This is a genomic window from unidentified bacterial endosymbiont (genome assembly GCF_918320885.1).
Classification (GTDB): Bacteria; Pseudomonadota; Gammaproteobacteria; order Enterobacterales.
Map to the genome: position 1 here is coordinate 785,274 of NZ_OU907312.1, position 18,007 is coordinate 803,280.

Annotated in this window: 14 protein-coding genes and 2 pseudogenes; 11 read left to right on the forward strand and 5 right to left on the reverse strand. The window is 51.7% G+C overall.

Annotated features, from left to right (window positions below; translation table 11 throughout):
• Positions 1–7: 7 nt before the first annotated feature.
• Genes NL324_RS03940 through NL324_RS03980 form a run of 9 tightly spaced genes read left to right on the forward strand, consistent with a single transcriptional unit; the run spans position 8 to position 12,534 of the window.
• Positions 8–3,529: a DUF2169 family type VI secretion system accessory protein gene (locus tag NL324_RS03940; RefSeq protein WP_253306424.1), complete on the forward strand. Its 3,522-nt coding sequence runs from the start codon at positions 8–10 to the stop codon at positions 3,527–3,529.
• A complete protein-coding gene (locus tag NL324_RS03945; RefSeq protein ID WP_253306425.1) occupies positions 3,516–4,580 on the forward strand; it encodes a pentapeptide repeat-containing protein in 1,065 nt (354 codons plus the stop codon). Before NL324_RS03940 ends, NL324_RS03945 begins: the two co-directional genes overlap by 14 nt.
• On the forward strand, positions 4,577–5,221 hold the full coding sequence (locus tag NL324_RS03950; protein ID WP_253306426.1) for a DUF3540 domain-containing protein: 645 nt from the start codon (positions 4,577–4,579) through the stop codon (positions 5,219–5,221). The genes NL324_RS03945 and NL324_RS03950 overlap by 4 nt, the downstream gene beginning before the upstream one ends.
• 10 nt (positions 5,222–5,231) lie before the next feature.
• Entirely contained in the window at positions 5,232–5,636 is a 405-nt protein-coding gene (locus tag NL324_RS03955; protein ID WP_253306427.1) for a DUF4150 domain-containing protein, read from the forward strand.
• A 7-nt stretch (positions 5,637–5,643) separates the two neighbouring features.
• The gene (tssJ, locus tag NL324_RS03960; protein WP_253306428.1) at positions 5,644–6,333 is read left to right on the forward strand and encodes a type VI secretion system lipoprotein TssJ; all 690 of its coding nucleotides are present in this window, start codon (positions 5,644–5,646) and stop codon (positions 6,331–6,333) included.
• Positions 6,334–7,731 (forward strand): type VI secretion system baseplate subunit TssK, encoded by a 1,398-nt coding sequence (gene tssK / locus NL324_RS03965; protein WP_253306429.1) that lies wholly within the window; start codon positions 6,334–6,336, stop codon positions 7,729–7,731.
• A gap of 1 nt (position 7,732) precedes the next feature.
• Entirely contained in the window at positions 7,733–8,401 is a 669-nt protein-coding gene (locus NL324_RS03970) for a DotU family type IV/VI secretion system protein (RefSeq protein ID WP_253306430.1), read from the forward strand.
• A 39-nt stretch (positions 8,402–8,440) separates the two neighbouring features.
• Positions 8,441–11,842: a type VI secretion protein IcmF/TssM N-terminal domain-containing protein gene (locus NL324_RS03975; protein WP_253306431.1), complete on the forward strand. Its 3,402-nt coding sequence runs from the start codon at positions 8,441–8,443 to the stop codon at positions 11,840–11,842.
• Positions 11,842–12,534 carry an AMIN domain-containing protein gene (locus tag NL324_RS03980; protein WP_253306432.1) on the forward strand — a complete coding sequence of 231 codons (693 nt, stop codon included), beginning with the start codon at positions 11,842–11,844 and terminating at the stop codon, positions 12,532–12,534. Before NL324_RS03975 ends, NL324_RS03980 begins: the two co-directional genes overlap by 1 nt.
• A gap of 729 nt (positions 12,535–13,263) precedes the next feature.
• On the opposite strand, the pseudogene NL324_RS03985 reads toward NL324_RS03980, so the two are convergent.
• Positions 13,264–13,518 (reverse strand): annotated as a pseudogene (locus NL324_RS03985) (type II toxin-antitoxin system RelE family toxin); the annotation flags it as partial.
• A gap of 96 nt (positions 13,519–13,614) precedes the next feature.
• On the opposite strand from NL324_RS03985, the pseudogene NL324_RS03995 reads away from it, so the two are divergent.
• A pseudogene (locus NL324_RS03995) lies at positions 13,615–14,780 on the forward strand (IS3 family transposase).
• A 60-nt stretch (positions 14,781–14,840) separates the two neighbouring features.
• On the opposite strand, the gene NL324_RS04000 reads toward NL324_RS03995, so the two are convergent.
• From NL324_RS04000 to cysS, 4 genes are all read right to left on the reverse strand, one after another.
• Positions 14,841–15,107: a type II toxin-antitoxin system Phd/YefM family antitoxin gene (locus tag NL324_RS04000; RefSeq protein ID WP_253306434.1), complete on the reverse strand. Its 267-nt coding sequence runs from the start codon at positions 15,105–15,107 to the stop codon at positions 14,841–14,843.
• Between the two features lie 133 nt (positions 15,108–15,240).
• Positions 15,241–15,627 carry a type II toxin-antitoxin system VapC family toxin gene (locus NL324_RS04005; RefSeq protein WP_253306435.1) on the reverse strand — a complete coding sequence of 129 codons (387 nt, stop codon included), beginning with the start codon at positions 15,625–15,627 and terminating at the stop codon, positions 15,241–15,243.
• Positions 15,627–15,866, reverse strand: coding sequence for a type II toxin-antitoxin system Phd/YefM family antitoxin (locus tag NL324_RS04010; protein WP_253306436.1), 240 nt, complete (start codon positions 15,864–15,866; stop codon positions 15,627–15,629). Before NL324_RS04010 ends, NL324_RS04005 begins: the two co-directional genes overlap by 1 nt.
• A gap of 82 nt (positions 15,867–15,948) precedes the next feature.
• Complete coding sequence (cysS, locus tag NL324_RS04015) at positions 15,949–17,346, reverse strand: cysteine--tRNA ligase (protein WP_253306437.1); 1,398 nt, start codon at positions 17,344–17,346, stop codon at positions 15,949–15,951.
• Between the two features lie 135 nt (positions 17,347–17,481).
• Here cysS and NL324_RS04020 point away from each other — a divergent pair, with 135 nt between their 5' ends.
• Positions 17,482–17,982: a peptidylprolyl isomerase gene (locus NL324_RS04020; protein ID WP_253306438.1), complete on the forward strand. Its 501-nt coding sequence runs from the start codon at positions 17,482–17,484 to the stop codon at positions 17,980–17,982.
• Positions 17,983–18,007: the final 25 nt, after the last annotated feature.

Here is an 18,007-nt window from a genome sequence, read left to right on the forward strand (position 1 = left end):
AGAATCGATGCGGGTAGTCAAAAGCTTATACCAAGGGCTACTGTCTGCCCCCTTTATTTTTCGACAGCAGCACCGCTTAGGGGTCGCTACGCTGATTGCCTTTGAGTTAGGGGCCTCTGAGGTTGTGCTGACAGAGCAGCAGCTATGGCAACGGCTGCTGCCGGTGCTGGAGATCGAGGGTGATCTGGTATTGGATTTAGCCCTGCCGAAAGAGCAGGGTGAATGGTTACTCTATGGGGCCGCTTGCAGCCCTATGGCGCGTCCCACTATTCGAGTCTCTGCTGCGGTGGCGGGGATTGAAAAGAGTCTAGAGGTTTATGGTCCCCGTGAGTGGTTAACCAGTGGGCGAGCCAGTGAACCAAACCCTTTCCAGCGCCAGCCGCTGCGCTGGCAGAGCGCTTTCGGTGGAGCCAAGATCCCCGACAATCCCCAGGGCAGTAGTCAGCAAAAACCGGCGGCTATTTTTTATCCCCAGCAACAGCAGATCTACCGTGATCAAGCCGTTCCGCCAGCCAGTTTTCTACCACTGGCCTTTGATCATCCTGCCCGGGCTCGTTATCAAGGCCGTTATGATGAGATCTGGCTTCGTGATCACTGGCCAGGCTACCCCCCCGATCTCGATTGGCGCTATTTCAACGTCGCTCCACTCGATCAGCGCTTGCCTGGCTTTTTTCAAGCCGGTGATCCCTATCATCTGGTGAATTTACATCCTGAACAGTCGCAGATCAGTGGCACACTGCCCAGTCACCGTCCCCGGGCTTTTATTGAGTATCATACGGGTCAATTGGCGGAGTTAAGCCTACGGTGCGACACCGTCTGGCTATTTTCTGAGCAGCTGCTCGGAGTGATGATCTATCACGGTGTAGCACCGATTGAAGAGGATGAAGCACTCGATATCAAGCAGATCCTCTTAGGGCTGGAAGCTGCCGATAGTGTTCCGTTAACAGCCACAGATTATCTAGCACAGAGCCAGTACGATGCCGTAGAGGCTGAGATGAACCCGCCCCTGGCGGCTGAAGCCGCCGCACACATGGCGCAAGCGGAAAAAACCATCGCGGATATTCCTAAACTGTTGCAGTTTAAAAAAGATCAAATCAGTGGGCACGCGCCCAAACCGCAAGCCAGCCTGCTGGAGCAGCAGGGGATCGTCCAGCAGCAACTGGAGGGTCACCTAGCGCGTTTAGCAGAGACCAAAACGTGGTTAGCGACCCAACCGGTCTCAGCAGAGGTGAGCGCTTCGGTAGAGAGTGGCTGTGCACAGTTAGTCAAAATGCAGCAACGGTTGGGGGAGTTACCGGCACAACTGAGTGAGATTGCTCAGCAGGTTCATGACGCCGGGCAGCAGCTGCAGCAGCAGGTGGTCCCTCAGTCGGTTACTCTCCCCTTACAGCCGGTAGAACAGCTGCTGTCGCAGTTGGCCAATTTTGCGGCGCTAGAAAACAGTTGGCAGGCACAAGCGGGACGTTTGGTGAGTCTAGCGCAACACGGGATGACGGCAGCATCACCACAGGCAGCGTTGCAGGCATTGGGTCTTCGGCTATTGACCCAACAGCGCTATCTACCCGGTTACCTACCGAACGCAATACCTTTTATTCCAGAGGCGTGGGCGCTGCTTGAGCCCTCCGAGCGGGAGATGATCGGTCCGGGCTGGCTATTGCCAGAGTTCCAGGGCGCTACTTTTACCGCCTTAACGGTTCGTCCAGGTCCCCTGCAGGATCCTACCGGGGAGTATCGTGTTCAAGGGAGCCAACCGGGGCCCTGGTGCAGTGGCCAGCACCCCGATTGGGCTACAGTCATCGTTCCGGAGTTGGTGTTGGGCTGGCGCCTAGCACAAGATGTGGACCACCTAGTAGATGTTCTGTTGCTAGCAACGCCAGAGACCGAGCTTGCCCCTGAGCGCCTGCAGACACTGCAGCAAGCGCCGCTGATCTTGGTCCCTCTCACGGCGGAACAGTCCATTGAACCCTGGCAGCGGCACTATCCTCAGGCCCAGCCGCTGTGGATCGGCGATTACGCCGATCTACAGGCGCGCTTGGATGCTGGGGTCGATCAGTGCCAATGGCTGAGTACAGCACTGCCTCAAGCCGTGATGCCGCCGCTCAGTCCTGAGCCCAATCCAGCGGCCTTTATGGAGGCCACAGTGAAGCAGATCGGTGATCAGGTGGGCTTGGCGGATCCCTTGGCGATTGAAGCGCTGCTGATAAAGCAGTTACAAGATCTCCAACCGACTATCGCAACGCTACCTGCTTCGGCCCAAGCACTCATCAACCACGCACTACAAAATTTTACATCTGGAGCGCCCTCAACCACGCCACTGGCGCAGTTACAAACCGCTAAAACTCAGGTCGAGCAGGCGTTTAGCCAACTAAAGCAGCTAGCGGGTCGTCATCCTGATGCTCCGGCCATGCCGGAATTGGAGCCTTTTCAGCAGCAGATACAGGCGCTGCTGCTGCAGGCTGAGCAGCTGCTCAGTGAGGGCATGGCTCAACTCCCCAAACCGGATGAACAGCCCCAGCACGACTATCGACCACTGGATCGTGAACAGGTGATAGCCGCTTATCAAGCTGGGGAGTCGCTGGTTCGTGTCAACCTGAGTGGTGTGGATTTATCGGAACTCACTCTTCCAGGAATCGATCTGACTGAGTCCATTTTAAATAAGAGTAATTTTTCCCACAGTGATCTCAGTGATGCACAACTGGTAGGGATTATCGCTAATCACGCCTGCTTTACCGGTGCTGGTTTGCAACGGGCCAATCTGCACCAAGCCCTGTTAAGTGAAGCTGATCTCTCACAGATTCATGGGGCAGGCTGCCGGATGACCGAGGCACTGCTGAAAGGGGCGCTGCTGCCAGGGGCCGATCTCTCCTGCTCCCAATTAGCCGGGATGATGGCAGAAGGAGCCCAGTTACAACAAGCCTCGCTTAGAGGAGCGGATTTAACCGAAGCGATACTGCTGGGGGCGGATTTAACCGCAGCCGATTTAACCGAAGCGCGGGTGCAGCAGCTGATCGGCAATGAGGCCAAGCTGAACAACAGCTGTTGGGTGGGTAGTGTTGGTGAAAGCGCTAATTTATGGGGGGTGGAGGCGACGGCCGCAGACTTTAGTCGTGCCCAGCTACCCAATGCGCGATTTGGACCGGCCTGTTTAACCGGGGCAAAGCTGTGTGAGGCAGAGCTGCCGCGGATCAATCTGATGCACGCCCAAGCCCAGGGGGCCGATTTTAGCGGCAGTAACCTGCGAGAGGCCTATATCAACGACACTAACCTGCAGCAGGCTAACTTACAGGATATTGATATGCGTCACTGCCAGCTATTACGCTCAGATTTAGAGGGAGCACAGTTGCAAGGCGCTAATTGTCTGCAAGCCAGTTTACTCAAGAGCCGGTTAGTGGGGGCTGACTGCCGACAGGCCAATTTTTTTAATGCCGATCTCCGGAAAGTGGTGGTGGGTGAGACGCAATTTGCCGGTGCCAATCTGCGCCGGACACTACTAAAGCACTATCAAGAGATCTTTGATGACCCGCGATGAATTCATGCAATTAGCGGCAATGCATCCAGTGCTCAGTGACTTGGACTGTCGCGGGTTAGCGTTGACGAACCTCTGTTTAGGGGACTCTATTGTTCAGCGCTGTGACTTTTCAGGCTGTGATTTCACCGGTCTAGTGGCGGTAGGAACCCTGTTTCAGGCATGCCAGTTTAATCAGGCCTGTTTAAGCGGGGTGCGATTTGAACAGGTGCTGCTCAAGCAGTGCGATTTTACCCAGGCAGCGTTGACTCATGGCCATTGGGATACTCTGAACGCGAGTGACTGTAATTTCCATCAGGCCAAGGCTAGTGGGCTGGTGAGTGATCTCTGCCTATTAGAGCGTTGCCAGTTAACCGAGCTCTCCTGGTCCCAAGGAAGACAACAGAACAGCCTGCTGAAGGAGTGTGATCTCACCCAAGCAGATTTCAGTGAGCAGCAAATAGAGCTGTGTGTCTGGGAGGAGGTGATCACCCACTCATTAGATCTCAGCCGTTCGCGATTGACCAAAAGTTACTTTACCGAACTCGATCTATCCACCGCCTGTTTACGAGAGATCGACTTACTGGCACTACAGCTCAACCACTGCTGTTTAGATCATCAAGATTTGAGCGGGATCTCAATGAACCACTGCTATTTTATGCACTCATCCCTGAAAGGTACCTGTTTAAACCGGACAGAGGCGCAATACGCTGTGTTCACAGGAGCACATTTCATCGGTGTGGACGCACGGGGGGCTCGTTTACAGGGTGCCAATTTTGCGCAGGCACGACTGCAGCAGTGTGATTTCAGAGAGACCTCGCTCACCCAAAGTCAGTTTACCCAGGCAGCGCTCAATCAGGTGCTGTTCCAGGGCGCTACGCTCGATTATGCCGATTTTTCACAGAGCCGTTTACAGCAGGTGAATTTTTATCAGGCCAGCCTGCGCTATAGCCAGTGGCATCAGATCTTAGAAGAGGAGGTCCACTGGCGCGATAGTGATCGAACCGGCTGTTCTGGAACTGATCCAGAGCGTTTAGCGGCAGAAAATTGGCCTCGCAGAAGGAGAGATTCATGACTCAACCACGATTCAAAGAGCAACCTACCCCCTGGGCGCTACTGTCCGCTCGTGTCTTTAAAATTGATCCCGAGGGCGTCTGGGTTCGCCTGCAGGCTGGCGTCGAGGTAGTGCAGACAGCAGCGAGCTGCTTATTGCAAGCGACTCCTGGTGATCAGGTGCTGTTGGCCGGTTCACCAGAGCGCTATTGGCTGCTGTCTATCTTGCAGCGGGGCGATCAGCAGGCAGCGCAACTTCAGATCAAGGGGGCCCTGACGATTCAGACGAGCGGCCCGTTAACCCTAAACAGCGGAGAGGATCTCCTACTGTGCAGCGCTGGCACCCAGCAGGTGATCGCTGAAGCTTGGCAGCTGGATAGCCAGCGTGTCGAGGTGCATTGCCAACGGGCCACTCTGATCATGCGGGCCGTGCAGCTCACCACCGGGACCTTAAGCCACTGGGCTGAGCAGATTGAGCAGGTGGCCACCCGGGTACTACAGCGGTTTGGTCAGCGTCTCTGCACTATCAAGGAGCATGATGAGCAGCGCAGTGGTAGCCATCGCCATCTGGTTCAAGGAAGTACCCTGCTGCAGGCGGAAACCGTCATCCAAAAAGCCCGTGGCCATGTCAGCATCGATGGCCAGCAGATCCATCTCGGTTAGGGAGCAGCGTATGTTTATGAATACCACGATGGGGGGCATGAATACCGCCTTTCCCGATGTCTGTAATACCCCGACGCCTGCGGGACCGGTGCCGATACCTTACCCTAATATCTCTAACGGGAATATGGCTAATCCAGGCACGGTAGCACTCAAAGTGTTGGTAGGCGGTATGCCCACCCTGCATCTGAATTCACAAATTCCGGTCAGTAATGGTGATAATGTTGGCACCCTCGGTGGCGCGGTCTCCGGCATGATGATGGGCCCCACCCGTTTTACCCAAGGCAGTACAGCAGTGCTGCTGAAGGGGATGCCGGCTACCCGCTTAACCAGTACGACCGCGCAAAATGGCACCAGCCCCAATGGAATTGGGGTGGTGATAATTCCGGCGCAAATCAAAGTCGTAGTGATGAAATAACACCCCTATGAATAGTCTGAATCGTTCCCTAATGAAGTACGGCCGTCAGCTCAAGCTTCGCCTACCTCATCTTGAGAGAGGGCAACACAGCGACTGGTTGCGGGCTTACGGACTCCCGGTACTCCTAGTGCTGCTTTTGAATAGCTGTGCTAAATCGGCAAACGCACCCAAGCGTCGACAGCGACGAGCAACAGTGGCTACCGCAGTAGCACCACCTGTTCCTGTCGAGGATCCCAATCAACTGGTTTGGAGTTGGCAGCCCAAAGCCCTACATCTGGCGATCACCGCTGATCAGGATCTCAATCGCTATGAGGAGCAGCCGCATGCGTTGATGCTCTGCCTCTACCAGTTAAGTTCAGCCACCGCCTGGGGCGAGCTGGCTAAAACCCCTGCCGGCGTGAAAAATTTGCTGAAATGCGAAGGGTTTGATAACTCGGTGGTACAGAGTGAGCGGTTATTCATACAACCGGGGGAACAGCGTCAGCTCACTTTAGATCGTTTAGAAAAAGGGCGTTATGTGGCGTTTGTCGCGGGCTACGCACACCCGACCGCCCAGCGGATCAGCCCCATTTTTAGTTTCCCAGTTCAGCATTCAACCAAGGGGCTACTATTTTGGAAAAAAAATCAATATTGGCCCGGTGAACTGACCATTAACCTGGTATTCACGGAACAATCACTACAGAGTGTTGATCCCTAAATGAAAACGACTACTAGTAAACACTGCCCGGTTTTTTGGTACCAAGGGCTACCGCTACAGCCACAGCACTTGCAACTGGAGAGCCGCTTTCACCAAGTCACGATGCAGCGCTTGATCCAACTGCTGCACAACGAACCCTGGGGGGTGCTAGCCATCACCCTGCGTGAAGATGCCCTGGCTGAGAAACGTTTAGTGATCAGCAGTGGCGAATTTTTATTTCCCGACGGCAGCTTATGCCATATCCCCAACAATGCGCTGCTGGCCAGCCGACCATTTGATGATGCTTGGGTTGAAGCGGGCCAGCCGTTTGTGATCTACCTGGGACTTAAGCAGTGGCAAGATTGCGAGAATGTAGCAGAGATCGAGGATAGTCAAGCACTGGACGCCACTCCGGAGCGCCGGATGCGAGCTGCCATCACGCCAACCAGCATCCCCGACTGCCATGGTAATGGGATTGCAGGGCAGGTCCGCCTACTGCACTATCAGTTACGCATCTTCTGGGAGAGCGAACTAGCGCACGCTGGTGATTATATGGTGATGCCAGTCGCCAGTTTAGAGCGTGATGGCCCACGGATTTTGTTGAATGAGCAATTTATTCCGCCAATCCTCAATGTCCATGCCTGGCCCTTTTTGCAGTCGATGCTCTCCGATATTCATGATCAAGCGATTTCCCGCGCTCGGCAACTGGAGAGTTTTAAGCAGATCAATCCAGGGGATAACGCCTCGGATCGTTCACTGATGCTGGCGTTACAGGCGTTAACCCGGTGTGCCTGCATTATCCAGCTGTTAATGGATACGCCACAGTTGTCGCCGCGTCAAGCTTGGGCTGGGCTTGCAAGCCTGTTTGCTGAACTGAGTTACTTAGTTCCCACGCTATCGGTTGCCGGAGAAGCAGGCGTCGACCGCTGGCCCAATTATGACCATTTAAAGCTGTCAGAAGTTTTTAACCGATTAGTCACGCAAATTAAGCAGGCACTGAATAGCGTTGTCGTGGGTCCAGAGTATACGTTACGACTGCAGCGTCAGGGCGCCATTTGGCGTGTGGAGCTGCCAAAACGAGCATTGCGGTCCCCATTTCAATATTGGTTGGCTTTTTGTAATGTCTCTTCGCTGCAGCTGGCACCCGGATTTGAGCGGCTCGCTAAATTGGCGGCGGGTCCACAGTTAGCGACCTTGCTGGCCCGCAGTATCTCGGGCATTCCGTTAATTCCTCAAACAGATAAACCAGCAGGGTTGCCGCGACTGACTGACGGCCTCTATTGCGCCATCGATACCCACTGTTGTGCCATCGAGGCTGGCCAAGATCTCTGGGAGCCAGTAGCACAGAGTGGTGAGATGGCGCTGTTCTGGGAGGCGCCTGAGCAGGCGCAGGTGATTCTGTATATCACACGAGGTTAAGATGCAATTATTGCAACTCTATCAACCTTTTATGGGTGCTGTATTACTGATTAGTGAGGAAGCCAAGCCATCGCAACCGGAGCCACTCTGTCAGAAGTTAAAGCAGTTGTGGTTAGAAACGGAGGAGGCGATTGCTAAGCAGGGGTGGTCAAAAACTTGGACCACTGAAGCAGCCTTTGCGGTCTGTGTGTGGGCTGATGAGCGTTTATTGCTCTCACCTCAAGCGTCGGCGCTAGCATGGATACCACTACAGAGCCAACTCTATCAGACCCATTGTGGGGGTGAAGAATTTTTTAGTCGTTTAGAAACGCTATTTTCTCGCTACGATTTGATCGAGCAAAATCATCCCTCACGCACCTTGCTGGATGAGGTGTTAGCGGTATTTGGTGCCTGTTTAGCGACCCAGTTTAAAGGACACTATTATCATGTCGGTGAACAGCCTATACAGCAATTACGTCAGCGTATCAGCCAGCAGTTAGCTCTGCCTCAAGGGCCAGTAGTTTTTGAGGTCTTCCCTAAGGCCACCACCCACCATCCGCTGATTCATCCTGGGCGACTCTTTGATCCCTGGAGTGTGCTACTGATTATTGCGGCGTTATTGGGCGTGCTGTTGGTCATGCTTATTTATCAAGATCTATTAGCCATCGATCGATTAGTCTGGCCAGATTAGTCTTGCTTCGTCTTAAAGCCACAGGGTTTAGGAAAAACTATGCGTACAGTGTTTCGCGGGTTATTTAAATTGCTCATGATCTGTTTAGTGGTCGGTGCCCTCAGCGCCGCCGTTTTTTATCTGGTCAACAGGCTGGCCTGGCCTTGGTGGGGAGGAGCGGCACTCTTGTCAGCCTTGGCGGGCGTCATGCTACTGGTCATGTTAATACACCGCTCACTGCAGCGTCGCAAAGAGCGTGCCTTTGTTGAACGGGTGGTGGCGCAAGATGAGCGCTTAATTCAACAAGCGAGTGCTAATAGCCGTCAGCGGCTTCGTGAATTGCAGCAGCGCTGGCTGGATGCTATGGCCACGCTACGCCAGTCACGTCTGCGCCTCCGGGGTAACCCGCTCTATGTCTTGCCGTGGTATCTGATGCTAGGAGAGAGTCAGTCGGGAAAATCCTCGGCTATCGCTCGTTCAGAGCTAACCGCGATCTTGTCACCGGTAGGACCTATTCCAGGTATTGCTGCAACCCGTCATTGTGATTGGTGGTTTTTCGAGCAATCGGTGGTGATCGATACCGCAGGTCGCTATGCTAAGCCAGTCAATGGGGTAGAGGATGAGCGCGAGTGGCATGAATTTTTAACCCTATTAGCGCACTATCGACGTCGAGAGCCACTCAATGGAATCATTGTGGCCCTGCCTGCCGATCAGCTATTGGAAGCTAACAGCGAATCACTGTATGACACGGCACGTCATATTGGTGATCGCATTAATCAGGTGATTCAGCAGTTAGGCGTGCGTATTCCCGTCTATTTAATGATTACCAAAGCGGATCAGATCAACGGATTTGTAAACTATGCTAATACGTTGCCGCTTAAAAGTCGTCGACAAGCCTTTGGCTACACGGTACCAGACACGCTCTCTTCTCAGGGTTCCATGGCCAGTATCCTGTCAAAAATAGTCGCTCGATTACAGCAAGGATTACTTCAAGGGGAGTGCTCTGCAAGCCGCTGCCATCTCGTGTTAGCGGCTGAGTTGAGTCAACTGGCTGAGCCACTACAGCGTTTTGTAGAAGCTGCTTTCTCACATGAGCACTATCATGAACCTGTGATGTTACGCGGCCTCTATTTCACTAGCGCTTGTCAACCTGGCATGACCCTGGACAAGGTTTTCAAGGAGTTTGCGCCCCAAAGTTATGCGCAGCAAAACAACCAAGGACTTTTTTTATATGATCTGTTTGCCCGACTACTACCGGGCGATCGCACCCGCTATCAACCCATTAAAGAGCTGTTACGCTGGCGCACCTTGACTGATCAGTTATTGTTGATTACGGTGCTGCTGCTCTCTTTTGCTAGCATTACCCTCTTGGGGGCGAACTATTTAGATGGCGAGCAACAAATTTATCAACTACAGAAGACCCTGAACCATGTCAGAGCAGTGAGCGGCTCGGTTGAGCAAGAGATTTTAGCACTCGATGCTTTGCGGCAAACTATCTTACGTTTTGAACAGGAGCGCCGTGGATGGCATCTGTTTAGAGTGGTCCTGCAGCAACCCGTTGATGAAGCCCTTGAGCAATCGCGCGACTACTTTGTTAAACGATTCACTACCCAGGTACGACAACCCTTAGAGCATTATTTCTGGCATCAATTAAATCAGCAGGGTGCGGTGCTGCCAGCGGCGCTGGTTGGTGATGCTGCTGGGCATCTCGCTTGGTTGTTAGAGGCGCTTAAAGCCCGCTTGTCTGGGAATCTCTCAGCCATTCAACGCGATGATATGACGATGAATCGTGAGTTAATTGGCGTTGATATTGAGTATCAGAATGAGCTTTGGCTACTCTATCAAGCCTTTATCTGGTGGCAGCAGGATACACAGTCACTGCATGATTTAGTGAGTAGCAGCCGTCAATCGCTTAATTGGCTATTAAATACCCACCATGACTGGTCCTGGATCATTCAGTGGGCTAGTGATCCAACCAATGTCGCCGCTATCAAGGCCGATAATTTTTGGCAATTCCCCATTAAAGATCCGGCGGCTATTCCGGGAGCTTACACCGCTCAAGGGCGGCGGATTATCCAACGGTTACTTCAACAGCTACAGCTCAATAGCCCGCGTGCCGATTTTGACCACCGATTACAGCGTTTTTGGAATCGCTATGCGCTACAGTATCAGCAGTGCTGGATCCAATTTCTACAGAACTTTCCTAAAACAGCAGCGCAATTGAAAACGAGTGAGCGCTGTTTAATTGCTCGTAGCTTGGCCTCCTTCAATAATCCATTTTTTCTTCTTCAACGTAAGGCTGAGCGTGAGTTGGCCGCTGTGGCGGATCTACTACCGCTGGATCTCAGCGCATTGCAACTGACTAATGCCATGATTGCTAGGCAGCAAGATTCAAATAAAGCGGGTGCCCAAGGGTTACTACAGCAGGGAGAGCGGTTGTTAGCGGATGCGGTGGCTCAACAGCAGGCCGGTCGGTCACCAGACTATCTCGAAAAGATAACCCTCGGCATCAAACTTTATGAGCAGTTGCAGCAGAGTCTGCAAGCGCTGCTACCAACGCTACAGAGCGAAGCCACCGCTGCTAAAAAAGTGGCGGATCTCTTGACCACGGTCTCTACTGATGAGGTGGCTTTTAAAGGGTGGGAGGCTGTTGCCGGACTGCAAAAATTATTAGTGGTTGACCAACAGCAGATAGCGGGTGCCGCTCTCTTTGAGGATCTTTATCGCTTCTTATTAGAGACTGAGCTGGCGTTAACGGCACACTATCTACAAGATCAGTGGGAAGCAGAGATCTATGGTGCTCTCCAATATATTGCCCCAGAGCAGCAGAGCTTCCGCCTGTTTAGTGAAGGGGGGCTATTGACCAAATTTATGCAGGGGCCCGCAAAACCGTTTATTACCCGTCAGGCTGATGGGTGGCACCCGGCGCGTTATCAGGGATTGTCCGTCCCCTTAAGTGCCGATTTTTTTGAGTTTGTGGAACAGGGGACCCGGTTGTTACAGCAGATCCAAACGGAGTATCCGGTGACTTTACAGGCTCGGCCGCTAGAGGTGAATCGTCAACTGGTGGACAAGCCGCTATCGGCTACTGTGATCTTGCAGTGTGTCACTGGGCCCCAGCAGCTCGTGAACTATAACTATCCGGTGAGCCAGATCTTTCATTGGCGACCGGAGCATTGTGGTGCAGTGGAGCTAGCGATTGATTTCCAGGATCTCACCCTGCGCAAGGTGTGGCCTGGTAGCTTGGGCTTTGCCGATTTCCTAGCGGACTTTCGCCATGGAACGCTGCAATTGACTGCCGCGCAATTTCCGCAACAGCAAGCACAATTGCAGAAAAAGGGATTTGAATGGCTTAAAGTCAGTTATCAAATCGCTGGGCAGCAGGCGATTTTGAACCAGCGAGCGAGCTCTCGGTTGCCGGTTCCATTAACGATCACCACGCTCCATGATAGACGAGGTTGATGATGACTTATGCCAGAAAACTTGCCTTGTTACTGTTTACCCTCTGGGCGGTGTTGGTCATCTCCGTGGTCTTCATCACGCTGCAGAGAACCCATAGAAATTTAACTGATTTGCGGGGGAATCTGATTTTGCAACGGTTGCTAAAGCTACCCCAGCAGCTATTGGCCCCCCCACGGGCCACTCTGACGAGTCACCAGGTCTCGCCGCTCCTGTCGCAGGCGGGGGAGGGAGTTGGGTCCCTAGCGGAGACTCACTCTGTAGCAGTTCAGCAACCCCCCGGGACCGCGCTCCCCAACACCAGCCAGTTGCCGGTGGCTGCATCCATAACCTCAGCGGGGGCGCCCACTGTTTCGACGCTACAGCAGATCAGTACCAGTCGGTCAGGCACCGATTGGTACTATCGGCTCAAGACTACTGTTGAGCTCTCGGACTATCGCCAGTTTACCTTAACAGCGCCAGCACGTTGGGTGCTGGATCTTCCAGGCTGTTGGCAGATACAAGACACGAAAGCGCAGCATTTTTCCAAAGGTCCCGTGCAGAGCATTGTGGTGGGCTACCATCCGCAGCACTTAAGGGTGGTCTTCTGGATTAAAAAAGGGGTGTCAATCCCGGTGATCACCCTAGAGGCAGGACAATTAGTGATTAAGTTTACGGCATCGCCGGCGACACTGCCCCAAAGCACGGGAACTTAGCAGAGGGCAGTATCACGGCTAGAATTCAGGGTTGTCGCGAGGGCTGATAGCCTGACCATATTGCTGCGACTGCTGACACCGAACTCAGGTTATGGAGCGGTCTGAAGTATGCGCCGGGATATTCCCTACATTACCTACAGAGGATTGAGACCGGTCACTAGGAGTACTTTGCAGCACAGCTTGATCCTGCGGGAAGGATGCCATCGTTTGCGGTAGTGTATGATCTACTCCGTTAGATGAGCGATAAGCAGCATATCCCTCTTGGAATCCTTGCATATCCGATAGTACGATAGTCACTCCCCTTGTTTGGAGGAGATTCAAAGTTTCAAAATTCTCATTTGAAGGAGTCAACCCAGAGCAATTCTTAAATTCTAGTCGCTGGAGTTTATGAGCCCGTATTAAGGGAGTCAAATTAATAGGCGATTCAGTATTGCTCTGTACGAGTTCCTGCAGGATATCCAAGTTGTACATCTCTAAACCGGAACCTATAATTTTTTTGGCCGATAAACTTACTCTTGGAGCACTGATCATAAAGTTACCTCACACGTAGATTCAATTAAAAAAAACTTCATAAAATTTGCAATGGCCAAATCATTATACAGTTGATAAATTAAATATTAATGTTAAATTATCTGTATCATAACCTTCTCAATAAACTAAGTTTCATTAGTCTGGCTGATAGCAATCCGTCAGTAACACCAAGGTTCAGTGACAAGAGGAAGGAGTGGATCACCCCACTCTACTGGATGCCGCATCATAGATCTGATTATCACGGCGCATTCCCACTGCAATGATCAACACCTCAACCCGGTTATCATGAATACGATAAACAACCCTCGTTTGGCCCGTACGGATGTGGCGATAGCTGGCCAGTTGTCCCAAGAGTGGTTTCCCTAATTTGTCTGGTTCTCCTTGGCCGCTGCGTTTTTCAATCACCTTTATAACGGCTTCAGCTTCTACCCTGCCCAGTCTAAGCAGATCCTTTTCAACCTCAGGATAGTAGTGATCTTGCTACCCTTTAACGGACACAACGAAGAGGAACAAAGCGTATAATTTTTTGTTACTTTTTGAGGTGAAGTTATGAATCAAGGGGAATCAAGGAGCTATGATAAGGAATTCAAGCTGAATGCGGTAAAGCTGTATCACAGCACTGGTAAAACGCTCTGTCAATTGAGCGAGGAATTGGGAGTTCCCAAGAGTACATTGGCAGGGTGGGTCCATCAGCATAACAAGGATGGTGCAGAGGCTTTCCCGGGCAAAGGATACCTGAAAGCGTCTGATGCTGAGCTCAGTCAATTGCGGAAAGAATTGGCGATAGCACGCGAAGAGAGGGATATCCTAAAAAAAGCCTTGGGCATCTTCTCAGTGGCCCGCAAGTAAAATACCAGTTTATGCAAAAGCATGCTGGGGAATTCAGCGTAGAGAGGATGTCCAACGTGTTAGGTGTATCCCGCAGTGGCTATTATCAGTTTATCAAGGCTGAGCCATCCAAGCGCTATTGTGAGGATGAGCGTTTAATATCTGAAATTAAAGAGGTTTATACCATAAGCAACCAAATTTACGGTAGCCCACGTATCCATGCTGAGTTACGAGCTAGAGGTGAGCGCTGTTCACGCAAACGGGTTTGTCGGCTAATGAAAGCAGCCCATATTGCGGCTAAGATGAAAAAACGATTTAAGGTAACCACAATAGTCGATCCAAAGGCCGCAGTGGCGCCTAATTTACTCAAGCAGAAGTTCACAGCCACTCGCCCTGATCAATACTGGGCAGCAGATATTACCTATATTCCGACCCAAGAGGGATGGTTGTATGTTGCTATCGTACTGGACCTGTTCTCTCGTAGTATCGTGGGGATGGATATGCAAGCTCACATGACCACCGAGTTAGTAGCCGCAGCATTACGCCAGGCAATAACACGGAGGAAGCCTGCTGCAGGTCTCATCCACCACTCCGACCGAGGCAGCCAGTATACCAGCAAAGGATTCAAGGCTGTATCGGCGCATCACCAGATAACGCTTAGCATGAGTAGTACGGGCAATTGTTATGACAATGCAGTAGCAGAGAGTTTTTTCCATACCTTAAAAACAGAGCACACCCACTTTGAACGTTTTGAGAGCAGAGAACAAGCCAAATTGAGCATTTTTGAATACGTAGAAGTGTTTTATAACCGACAGAGACGGCACTCAACGCTAGGCTATCTGTCTCCTGTAAATTTTGAAAAAAATTGGTTATCCCAGGTCGCTTAAGGTTTCTCTTCTCTGTGTCTAAAAAAAGGTGGCAAGATCAGTAGAGGATCGTCCACGCCATCAACCAGCACTGCCAAGTCGCGCCAGCAGATCGGCATGAGACAGCAGTGTCACTTGGTCAATGGCCACGAGTCGTTCACGTGCCACTGCATCAATACGTAGATCCTCTAGCTCATCAATGAGTGCTTCATAGCAGGCCGTTGGCCGATTATCCCGAATGACTACATAGCGATCCTGCTGACCATTAGCCATCCGATCCAGTAGCCAGCGGGTATTCTTTTGAAGTTCAGTGGAAGAGATAGCTTGGTCAGCACGCTCAAGTAACATGGTACGAGCTCCAATAGGACTTGTATCCTATTATAATTTTATTCAAACCCGGTTATTGTCCCGGCCAACTGCCGGGGTTTTGTGAAGGGGTTGCCGTGGAAAACGGGGAATCATCCTGATCGCCGTCATCGTTTCATACTTGCTGAATAGATCCAGGATACTGGGCCACCACGGGATCTACCGTCAGCAGGGTTATCCCCTCCGCCATAGATTGTGCGATTAACAGTCGGTCGAATGGATCTCGATGAATCGCTGGCAGAGAAGTGATAGTGACTGCATGCAAGCTGGTCATGACTAGCTCCTGATAGCCGTTATCTAGTAGCCCACGGCGCAGCAACCGAGCATCGACTTGAAAATCTGCTCTTCCCAACGCACTTTTAATGGCCACCTCCCATAAACTGACAGCGCTGAAAATCAGGGTATACTGGGGATCATTGAGCAGCTTTTGAGCAGTCATGGGCAGCTTCTGAGGCTCTGCTGCGGCCCATAGCAACAGGTGAGTATCTAGCAACCATTTCATCATTCGCTGCCAAATAACTGTTCAATGTCACGACCGCCCAGGTGATCAAAATCATCAGGGACGGTGAACTGCCCAGACATAAAACCTAGCCTACGGATTTTCGCTGTTGATGCTTGCAATGGCATCACTTTTACCAACGGTTTTCCCGCTTTAGCAATGATAAAAGACTCTCCCTGGGCAGCCTGTTCAATCAAGCGTGATAAATGCGTTTTAGCCTCATGAATATTCACGGTGTGCATGATAACCTTCTAAATGAACTAAGTCTTATTAGGTTAGTTTATAACAATCCGCCAGTAATGCCAAGGATCAGTGAAACCTACCTTATCGCTTCTGCTGCCACGTCGTCCCTTGAGGGCCGTCCTGTAGGGTGATCCCTAAGGCAGTTAATTGCTCTCGTGCACGATCGGCAGCAGGCCAATCGCTCTGTTCACGGGCTTGCTGCCGTTGGGCCATCAACTGTTCAATCTGTTCAACAATCTCAGCGTCCATAGTGGGCCTCCCCTGTAAAAAAGTCGCAGCATCTTGCTGTAATAACCCCAACACGCCACCTAGGCAGCGCAATGTGTTGGCCAAGTGCCGTGCTTGCTGCGGATCGTGACGCTTGGTTCGATGGATCTCATGGGCCAGTGCAAACAGCACGGCATAGGCTTGTGGCACATTAAAATCATCGGACATCGCTTGCTGAAAGGGCGTCTCCCAAGCTGGATCGACGGACTCGGTTTCACTGACTGGAACCTGTTCTAGCTCACGCAGGGCTGTGTACAGGCGCTCTAAGGCAGCCCGCGCTTGTTGCAGAGGCGCTGGGCTATAACTTAATGGGCTGCGATAGTGGGCAGATAACAAAAAGTAGCGCACGGTCTCTGGATCGTACTGGGCTAGTACTTCACGGATAGTCAAAAAATTCCCGAGTGATTTGGCCATTTTCTCCTGATCCACCATCACCATCCCACTGTGCATCCAGTAGTTGACATAGGGGGTCTCTTGGGCGCAGCAGGACTGGGCTATCTCATTGTCGTGATGGGGAAATAGTAAATCGGCACCACCACCATGAATATCAAAATGGCTTCCTAAGTAGTGGCTGTTCATCGCTGAACACTCAATATGCCACCCTGGGCGGCCTGCTCCCCAGGGAGAGTCCCAAGCGGGCTCCCCAGCTTTGGCGGGTTTCCATAAGACAAAGTCAAAAGGATCGTGTTTATCAGCAAGATTATCAACTCGGGCGCCTGCTTGCCGCTGTTCAAGCGGTTGTTGGGATAACCGCCCATAAGTGGGATAACTCGCCACCGAGAACAGCACATCGCCATTGGCAGCGATATAAGCGTGATCACGGTCTAATAATTGCTGAATCAGCTGCAGCATCTGTGGAATATGCTGGGTCGCCCGGGGCTCCTGATCCGGCGGCTGAATATTCAGCGCCGCAAAGTCCTGATGCATCACGTCGACCATCCGTTGTGTTAACGCGTCACAGGGCTCTCCCCGCTCTGCCGCCCGCTGAATGATCTTATCATCAATATCGGTGATATTGCGAACATAGTGTACGGAGTAGCCTAGATAACGCAGGGTGCGTACCACCATATCGAAGACTACAAAGGTACGACCATGTCCAATGTGGCAGTGATCATAGACCGTCACACCACAGACATAGAGGGCAATCTGCTTAGCTTTCAGGGGTTTAAACGGCTCTTTTTGGCGACTTAGACTGTTATAAATAGTTAACATAGTGATTAATTATCTTTAAAAATAGTGACCGTTAGGGCACCCAGCCCGTGGCTGAGAGGATTTAATCGGCATTAAGATCGTGTTGAGCGCATCATTCCGTTACAATCTGCATTTTTCAGGACAAGAGAGATTTTTATGGTCACGCTACACACGAACCACGGCGACATCATTGTGCAGTTACATCAACAACAGGCGCCGATGACAGTCAAGAACTTCCTCACCTATTGCCGTGAAGGTTTTTATAACAATACGCTGTTTCACCGGGTGATTAAAGGATTTATGATTCAAGGCGGCGGTTTTACTTTAGAAATGCAGCAAAAGCAGCCTCAGCATGCGGCGATTACCAATGAAGCTGATAATGGGTTGCTCAATCAACGAGGGAGTCTCGCTATGGCACGGACTAATGATCCGCACTCTGCCACCTCACAATTCTTTATGAACAGCAGTGATAATGATTTTCTTAATTTTAAACAACCCACTCCGCAGGGCTGGGGCTACTGTGTCTTCGGGCAGATCACCTCCGGTCTAGAGGTTTTGGATCATATCAGTCAAGTGAAAACGGGGAATCATCCCTCAGGTCACCAAGATGTTCCGCTAGAGGCGGTGCTACTAACGCACATTACCCTCGCTGAATAGCCATGCTATCGTTGCTGGGTGAGGG

Excerpts from the sequence above, each read along its gene's own strand:
- NL324_RS03940 (WP_253306424.1), top strand. The coding sequence starts at position 8 with ATGCGGGTAGTCAAAAGCTTATACCAAGGGCTACTGTCTGCCCCCTTT.
- NL324_RS03945 (WP_253306425.1), top strand. The coding sequence starts at position 3,516 with ATGACCCGCGATGAATTCATGCAATTAGCGGCAATGCATCCAGTGCTC.
- NL324_RS03950 (WP_253306426.1), top strand. The coding sequence starts at position 4,577 with ATGACTCAACCACGATTCAAAGAGCAACCTACCCCCTGGGCGCTACTG.
- NL324_RS03955 (WP_253306427.1), top strand. The coding sequence starts at position 5,232 with ATGTTTATGAATACCACGATGGGGGGCATGAATACCGCCTTTCCCGAT.
- tssJ (WP_253306428.1), top strand. The coding sequence starts at position 5,644 with ATGAATAGTCTGAATCGTTCCCTAATGAAGTACGGCCGTCAGCTCAAG.
- tssK (WP_253306429.1), top strand. The coding sequence starts at position 6,334 with ATGAAAACGACTACTAGTAAACACTGCCCGGTTTTTTGGTACCAAGGG.
- NL324_RS03970 (WP_253306430.1), top strand. The coding sequence starts at position 7,733 with ATGCAATTATTGCAACTCTATCAACCTTTTATGGGTGCTGTATTACTG.
- NL324_RS03975 (WP_253306431.1), top strand. The coding sequence starts at position 8,441 with ATGCGTACAGTGTTTCGCGGGTTATTTAAATTGCTCATGATCTGTTTA.
- NL324_RS03980 (WP_253306432.1), top strand. The coding sequence starts at position 11,842 with ATGATGACTTATGCCAGAAAACTTGCCTTGTTACTGTTTACCCTCTGG.
- NL324_RS04000 (WP_253306434.1), bottom strand. The coding sequence starts at position 15,107 with ATGTTACTTGAGCGTGCTGACCAAGCTATCTCTTCCACTGAACTTCAA.
- NL324_RS04005 (WP_253306435.1), bottom strand. The coding sequence starts at position 15,627 with ATGAAATGGTTGCTAGATACTCACCTGTTGCTATGGGCCGCAGCAGAG.
- NL324_RS04010 (WP_253306436.1), bottom strand. The coding sequence starts at position 15,866 with ATGCACACCGTGAATATTCATGAGGCTAAAACGCATTTATCACGCTTG.
- cysS (WP_253306437.1), bottom strand. The coding sequence starts at position 17,346 with ATGTTAACTATTTATAACAGTCTAAGTCGCCAAAAAGAGCCGTTTAAA.
- NL324_RS04020 (WP_253306438.1), top strand. The coding sequence starts at position 17,482 with ATGGTCACGCTACACACGAACCACGGCGACATCATTGTGCAGTTACAT.